Source organism: Pseudomonadota bacterium, assembly GCA_039193195.1.
GTDB lineage: Bacteria > Pseudomonadota > Gammaproteobacteria > Steroidobacterales > JBCBZW01 > JBCBZW01.
This window is the reverse complement of the sequence record JBCCWS010000004.1, coordinates 269,875-276,936: the sequence shown is the minus strand read 5'-3', so window position 1 is coordinate 276,936 and position 7,062 is coordinate 269,875. Positions and strand designations below refer to the sequence as shown.

The following is a 7,062-nucleotide window of genomic DNA, read 5'->3' as shown; positions in this document are numbered from 1 at the left end:
GTGCTCAAGGAAAGCGCACGGCAGGCATAGGCGTGCAGTTTAGTGAGCAGGACCGCGGCGCGACCCAGGAGAAGATTGAGAACTACCTAGCTGGCAAGCTCACCAACGACCGTCCGACGCACACGATGTAGCGTGTCCTAGTGTCCTGAGTTAGAAGTTCGGTGATGACTTCGCGGCACCTTTTCGCCCCTGAACACGTTGCTCCTCCTCCCGTTGGACCTGCCACGCTCGTCGTCGCGCCGCGCTCAGGGACAAAACTCGCGTGCGAATTCATCAAAGAACTTCCAACTCAGGACACTAGGTGCCGACACCTAGCGATGTCCGGCGATACCGTCCTTCACCACGTAGACATCAAATCCCCGCTCCGCGAGTAGATACGCTGCCGCCGTCGAGCGCCCTCCGTCATCGCACACGGCGATCAGCTTCTCCGCCGGGTCTAGCGATCGCGACTTCATGCGGATCATGAACAGCGGGATCGGGATCGCATCTTCAAGGGTGCCGTTCTCCGGCACCTCGGTCGGCAGGCGTACGTCCAGCCAGCGTGCCTCTTTTGTCAGCACCATACCCTGAGCCTGCTCGTAGTCGACGAACTTGAGCATCGGCTCGCAGAGCAGCTCGAAGAAGTCTTCATTGGACAAGCGCATCACGGCGCCGTCTGTGTTCATCGTGACCGACGCAGTGCGCTCGCGGCCCGAGAGGAGTGCCTCCTCACCGAAGGTATCTCCGGGATTGAGCGTTGCCAGCACGAAACCGCCTGTGCTGCTGTGCGGAGAGGTGCGGGTTACGGAGGCGGAGCCTTCGGTGACGAAGTAGAAATAGTCACCGGGATCACCCTGACGCACGAGGGTTTCACCCGCGGAGGTGGGTCGCCGCTCGAGCTTCAAGAACAGCGCCTGAATATTGCCCGGGGGAATTCGTTGGAACAGCGCCGAGTGAAGGAGGGCGCTCATCCAATCATCGCCGGCACCTTCCTCGCTGTTCAGGTCGCTGACTTCGTAGGATCCGGTCTTGTCCCAGGTCAGCATGATCTCGAGGAACTCGCTCTCGACCACGAGAAGCTGCGTGGTCTTCTCAGCACGCAAGCCCAGGCGCCGTGGCTTCATCGGCGCGAGCTCTGCCTTGGCCTCGGGGCTGCCTTCCTCCACCGTGCGTACGCGGCGGCCTTCGTCGGTGTAGAGCCCGACGGAGCCATTCATTAGGAAGTACGAATACTTGTCGTTGTCGCCCGAACGAAACGCCCAATCGCCGCTTTTGAGGTCGATGCTCCGGGCGCGCTCCATAACGGCTTTGAGATTGTCGTTGCGCAGGCCTTCGAACGGGGACAGGCGGCGCACCGCGGACACGGTGACGCCGCCGCTCAGGGCGGAGCCTATCTGCGAGTCGGAGCGGGTTACAGCACTTGCCATTGCACTCATCCTACACTACCCACCACGCACCAAAAGGCCGTCGCTCCAGCGAGCGGTTGGCGCCCTGGCACGCGCGATTGATGCCCTCGTGCACTGAACCCTTTGATTTCCATGGCCCTCGCCTTAATGAGAAGGGCGCTAGGTTGGCTCGCCGCCGCTAGCGCAAATTCCGCTCTTGGCAAGAAGAGCGCCATCGGAAGCGCTTCCCCCGCACGCGGATCTCGGCCAGCGGCCTACCCGCTCTATGTTCTACTGCGCAGGTTAGCAGTGGGTAGGTGCATTACCCGGTACATCGTTCACATTTCATGATCGTTTACGTCGATCGGTCGGTCGCAACAGGGCGCGGCCGGCGATCCTCGCCCACGTGAACGTAGGTGATGCACGCCGTCGCGACCTGAAGCGGCAACGCCTCATGGCGCCCGGGTCGATCTACGCGGATATCGATGGCAACCCGCAAGGAACTGGTGCCCACTTCCGCCACGTGGGCATAGCAGGAGACGACGTCACCTACGTACACGGGCTGGAGGAAGCGAAACTCGTTCACAGAGACAGTAACGACTTTTCCCCCGGCGCGCTGATAGGCGAGGATCGCGCCGGCCAGATCCGCGTGTGACATGAGCCAGCCGCCGAAGATGTCGCCGAGCCAATTCGCATCGCGCGGCATGGCCATGGTGCGGGCGGTCGCGACGCCCTTTGGGGCGCCGTGCTCGGGAGCGTACATATCGCTCATGGCGTGGCGCGCAGGGTGTCCCACCCCGAATCCGGAGTGAATCGCGCACCGTGGCGCTCAGTGAGTGCAGCAAGTTCGGCGACGATTGTGTCGACACCGCGGCGCTGGGCGTAGTGGATGGGGCCACCCGTGAAGGGCGCGAATCCGGTGCCGAAGATGATGCCTGCATCTAGCAGCTCGGGATCTTCGATGACACCTTCTCGCAGGCAACGAATGGATTCGTTGAGCATGGGCAAGATCAGGCGCTGGGCCAGCTCACGTCCCTTTCCGTCCTCCGGGTCAGGGCCGATGAGGGGCTTGCCTCGGCGCCATTGATAGAAACCTTCGCCTGCCTTTCGCCCCAGCTTGCCCTCGGCCACCATGCGCTTCAGCCTCTCAGGTACGTCGAGGTCGAACTCCTCAGCGAACACGCCGGAGACGAGTAGACAGACGTCCAGGCCGATCGTATCGGCAAGTTCCACCGGGCCAACCGGCATGCCGAAGTCCCTAGCCGCGCGGTCGATAGACGAGAGCTCAATGCCCTCTTCGATGGCGGCGAACGCCTCCATTAAGTAGGGCATGAGCACCCTATTGACGACGAAGCCGGGTGCGCTGGCGCAGGGTAACGGCAGTTTACCGATCTGCTTTACCAAGGCGCACCCGCGATCCAGCGCGGCCCTGTCGGCTTCGGGGGCAGCGATCACCTCCACCAGCGGCAGTTTGGCAACTGGATTGAAGAAGTGTAGGCCGATCAGTCGTTGCGGCGCCTGCAAGATCTCGCGAATGCGCTCGAGACGGATGCTGGAAGTGTTGCTTGCAAGCACCGCATCTGGCCGCGCTGTCGCTTCCACCTTGGCGAACAGGGTGCGCTTGGCCTCCAGGTTCTCGTAGATTGCTTCGATGATGACGTCGGCATTGGCGATGCCGTTGCCGTCTGGATCGGGGAGCAAGCGGTCGTAGGCAGCGGTGATCGCTTTCGGTTCACGCAGGCGGCGCTTGAACAGGCGACCGGCGCGCTCGATTGCGGGCACGAGGTCCTTCGCCTCCCGGTCTTGGAGCGTTACCCGTAGCCCCTTCATGGCACACCACGCCGCGATGTCACCTCCCATTAGCCCCGCGCCGATCACGTGGACGTGGCGCGCGGGTGCCATGCGCGGGGCCAGCGCCTTGAGTCGATCTTGTAGGCCGAACACACGCACCAGGTGCCGAGAGGTATGCGAGCACATGAGAGCGGCGATGGAACGCGCCTCCGCCTCCAGGAACGTGCCGTGGCTGGCGTCCCCGTGGCATCGCCACAGGTCGATGATCGCATAGGGGGCGGGGTAGTGAGCCTCGCGTGCTTCCCGGCTAACCTGGCGGCGTAACTGGCGGACTAGCACACCGCGGGTAAAGGGCGTATCGAGAAGTGTTTGCACGATGGGGCGTCGGCGCACCGGGGGTGGCGAGAGTGCCAAGCGCTGTCCGGCGCGCTGGAGATGGCGTGCCGGCACGATCTGGTCGACTAAACCGATCCGTTTGGCCTCGCGGGCACGTACGTTACGTCCCGTGAGCATCATGCTCATGGCGGGTACTGGGCCGAGCATGCGAATGCTGCGCACGGTGCCGCCAAAGCCGGGGTGGATCCCCAGCTTGACCTCGGGGAGGCCAAGGGTTGCAGACGGTTCGTCGACCATTACTCGGTAGCGGCACGCCAAGGCGAGCTCCAGCCCGCCGCCCAGGGCGAAGCCGTTGATCAGAGCGACCGTGGGGCAGGGGAGTTCGGCGATCTGCTCCATGATCAGCTGCCCCCGGCGAATCAGCGCGTAGGCCTGATCGGCGTCGGCAAGGCGCTCGAACTCCGTGATATCGGCGCCGGCGATGAAGCCGCGCTTGGCAGAGCGAAACATCACTGCCCTGGGTGAGCGGTCCACTAGCGCGCTCAGCAGCGTATCGAGCTCTCCTAACACGGCGCTGGAGAGTACGTTGGTACTGCTTCCCGCGCGGTCCAGGGTTAGGCGCCACACGCCGTGCTCATCAATGTCAGCTTGCCAGTGTTGGCAGGGCGGGAGCGAGCCCTGCCGGCTGTGGGTGTCGCTGGCACCGCCCGGGAGTTTGGGCTGACTGCTGGGTGTCTTCATAAGGTGAGGTTCCGGACTATGCGGTTCATGACAACTAGGTGCGTGTTCTAAGCCTGTCGCTCCACCAGCATGGCGCCGCCCTGCCCGCCGCCGATGCAAAGGGTGGCCAGAGCCCGGCGTCCTCCCGTGCGCTTGAGTACCTCGAGGGCGTGCAAGACGATCCGCGCGCCGCTCGCCCCTACGGGGTGTCCCAGGCTGATCGCCCCTCCGTCCACATTGAGGCGATGGATCGCGAGCGTGCCCAAGGCCCCGTCAAGGCCTAGCTGCTTGGTGCAGTAGGCGTCGTCCTCCCAGGCGGCGATGCAGGCTAGCACCTGACCGGCGAATGCTTCGTTGAGCTCCACCGAGTCGAGATCGGTCAGAGAGAGCTCCTGACGTTTGAGGATAGGCGTTGCCGCGTGGACGGGCCCGAGGCCCATCTGCGCAGGGTCGAGGGCAGCCCATTCAACGTCTACGAGCTTGCCCAGCACAGGTAAGCGGTAGCGCTCGACTGCATCGGCGGAAGCCAGCAACAGCAGCGCCGCGCCATCGGTCACCTGGGAGCTGTTTCCGGCGGTCACCAAGCCGACGGAGCGGTCGAAGAAGGGGCGCAAGCGCGCGAGCTTCTCGGTGCTAGAATCGCGGCGAAGGCCATCGTCCTCCTCGTGCAGGCGCCCGCGCGTATCAAAGAGCGGTGCCACTTCCCCCATGCGCCCTTCATCGTAAGCTCGCGCGAGGCGTTGGTGGCTGTTTACCGCATAAGCGTCCATAGCCGCGCGGGTGATGGCGAAGCGGTGTGAGATCACCTCGCAGGTCTGGCCCATGTTGAGTCCAACGATCGGGTCCGTAAGGCCGCGTACCAGACTCAACACCGGGGAGAGGTGCTTTCGGCGCAGGCGGGTCAGGGTCGTGAGCTTGGCCAGCGGCGTACGAGCCTGATTCAAGGCCGCCAGCAGAGTGACTGCATCGTCGTTGAACAAGACGGGAGCGCGGCTCATCGCTTCCGTACCACCAGCGAGGGCGAGCTCGCAGCGCCCCAGAGCGATGTCTTTGGCGGCGCTGTCGAGGGCTTGCATCGCCGATGCGCAGTTGCGCATGACCGTGTACGCGGGCACATGCTCACCGCAGCCTAGGCGCAGGGCGATGACCCGAGCGATGTTGGCCTCGTCGGGCGAAGGCATTGCGCAGCCAATGACGAGTTCATCCACGTCCTCGGGCCTCAAGGGCAAGCGCGCCAGCAGCTGCCGACCGGCCTGCACGGCCAGATCCGAAGCGGCGAAGACACCCGGCTTCCCGCGCGCCTTAAGGAAGGGGGTTCGCAAACCGTCGACGAAGTAAACCGGACGGCCGGTCAAGGCAGTCTTGGCGATGGGGGGCCTCCTATGGGGGCTTGGCTAGTCCTGCGGCGTGCGCTCACGCGAGGCAAGCGATGGATTGGCAACTGCGCTAGCAGTGTAGCGCAGGCGGCGCCCAGTAGGTCCGACGACCCTAGTCACCCAGCCGGAAGGCGAGGCGAGTGCGGACGCGCTGTGACAGGGGGCGTCCGAGGTAAGTACGCGGTTGCAATTGCCACTGACGAATCGCCGTCAGGGCAGCATCGCGGAAGTTCGCCGTACGGGCGGAGTCGAGTACCACGATGTCGCTGATGCTGCCGTCCTCCTGCACGAGAAACTCCACTTCCACCCAACCTTCTGCGCCGCGCTGGCGGGCGACCGTCGGGTATCGGGGGGGAACGTAGTTGGCAAACTCAAACTCGTTCAGGTTGGCAATGCGTTGGCTCTCCGCCACGTGGCGTGCGTCGGCGACTTGTTCCCGCAGCGTCGGCAAGCGCTGGTCGTTTTCGTTGACCATGGCGGCTTCGGTAATCCACCCCTCGGCGGAGTCGAAGTCGCCTCCTTCAATGCGCTGGGTAACGCCGTCGACCAACTTGTTGAGATAGGCGCCCCGCAGGCGCGCCATCGCGACTTGGTCGGCCTGCAAGTAGTCGAGCTCCGAGATAAGCTGCTTGGCGTTCTCCCACTCCGGGGAGAGCAGCCTGTCCTCCTCGATCGCCGCGCGTGCAGAGACCAATAGCTGGCCCAACCGTACCTCTAGGGCCCGCTCTCGCTCGGACTGAGCCTGCGCCTCTACGCGGGCTGCTTCGGCTTGGAGAATCGCCGCCTCGTTCGCAGAGGCCTCCGCCGCCGCTGCGGTGGCGGCGGCGCTACGCAGACTGCCCAATTCATCCCAAGCATTTTGCAACCCGTCCTGGCGTCGGCTAGGTATCGCCTCTGCCCGGGAGAGCATGTCGCTCGCGAGGTCGAAGTTACTCGAACGGGCTAGCACTTGTGCCGTGTTGATCAGGCGGGAACGCTCCGTCTGCAGCTGTTGCTCCACCAAGGCCACGAGGCGATGGCCCGGACGCAGCGACTTGGCAGCCGCGAGCTGATTGATGGCGGTTTGTACTTGCTCTTGGGCAAGGGCGCCGGTGGCTCGCTCAAGAACGATCTCCGCGAGGCGGTCAAGGCCTAGATTGGCTTGCGCATGTTCTGGGTCGAGTTCGAGTACGGACTCGTAGTAGCCCCGCGCGTTTTGCTCGGGCGGCGAGAAGTACTGCTCGGCGGCCATGGCGAGGCTCGCGTTATCAAGTAACCGATCAATCTCATTCGGTAGTAAGGCGTCGCCTGCCTCAACGCTCGGCAGGGCAGCACCGTCCACGGTGACCGCATTTGCCACGCTGACGAGGGCATCTGTGTTCGTCGAGCCCATGCCGAAGGCGCCACCGGCGAACCAAGCGGCCGCCGTGCCGACGCCTACTAGGGCACTCACCTGAAGGAGGAGGAGGCTCGGCTGGCGGGATAGGATGGGCATG

The 7,062-nt window shown here is 64.1% G+C and carries 6 protein-coding genes; 1 reads left to right on the top strand and 5 read right to left on the bottom strand.

Annotated elements, in window-relative coordinates; translation table 11 throughout:
- On the top strand, positions 1-131 hold a 131-nt coding region (locus AAGA68_06720; protein MEM9384735.1), incomplete at its 5' end, for a pilus assembly protein PilZ.
- Positions 132-311: 180 nt separating this feature from the next.
- Here the strand turns inward: AAGA68_06720 and AAGA68_06715 are convergent.
- The 5 genes from AAGA68_06715 to AAGA68_06695 form a co-directional block, all read right to left on the bottom strand.
- Positions 312-1,406 (bottom strand): cyclic nucleotide-binding domain-containing protein, encoded by a 1,095-nt coding sequence (locus tag AAGA68_06715; GenBank protein MEM9384734.1) that lies wholly within the window; start codon positions 1,404-1,406, stop codon positions 312-314.
- Between the two features lie 313 nt (positions 1,407-1,719).
- Positions 1,720-2,136 (bottom strand): acyl-CoA thioesterase, encoded by a 417-nt coding sequence (locus AAGA68_06710; GenBank protein ID MEM9384733.1) that lies wholly within the window; start codon positions 2,134-2,136, stop codon positions 1,720-1,722.
- Complete coding sequence (locus AAGA68_06705) at positions 2,133-4,232, bottom strand: 3-hydroxyacyl-CoA dehydrogenase NAD-binding domain-containing protein (GenBank protein ID MEM9384732.1); 2,100 nt, start codon at positions 4,230-4,232, stop codon at positions 2,133-2,135. Before AAGA68_06705 ends, AAGA68_06710 begins: the two co-directional genes overlap by 4 nt.
- A 47-nt stretch (positions 4,233-4,279) precedes the next feature.
- Positions 4,280-5,566 carry an acetyl-CoA C-acetyltransferase gene (locus AAGA68_06700; protein ID MEM9384731.1) on the bottom strand — a complete coding sequence of 429 codons (1,287 nt, stop codon included), beginning with the start codon at positions 5,564-5,566 and terminating at the stop codon, positions 4,280-4,282.
- A gap of 133 nt (positions 5,567-5,699) precedes the next feature.
- Complete coding sequence (locus tag AAGA68_06695) at positions 5,700-7,061, bottom strand: energy transducer TonB (GenBank protein MEM9384730.1); 1,362 nt, start codon at positions 7,059-7,061, stop codon at positions 5,700-5,702.
- Between the last annotated feature and the right edge of the window lies 1 nt (position 7,062).

Coding starts and splice junctions, on each gene's coding strand:
- AAGA68_06715 (MEM9384734.1), bottom strand. CDS start 1,406: ATGGCAAGTGCTGTAACCCGCTCCGACTCGCAGATAGGCTCCGCCCTG.
- AAGA68_06710 (MEM9384733.1), bottom strand. CDS start 2,136: ATGAGCGATATGTACGCTCCCGAGCACGGCGCCCCAAAGGGCGTCGCG.
- AAGA68_06705 (MEM9384732.1), bottom strand. CDS start 4,232: ATGAAGACACCCAGCAGTCAGCCCAAACTCCCGGGCGGTGCCAGCGAC.
- AAGA68_06695 (MEM9384730.1), bottom strand. CDS start 7,061: ATGCCCATCCTATCCCGCCAGCCGAGCCTCCTCCTCCTTCAGGTGAGT.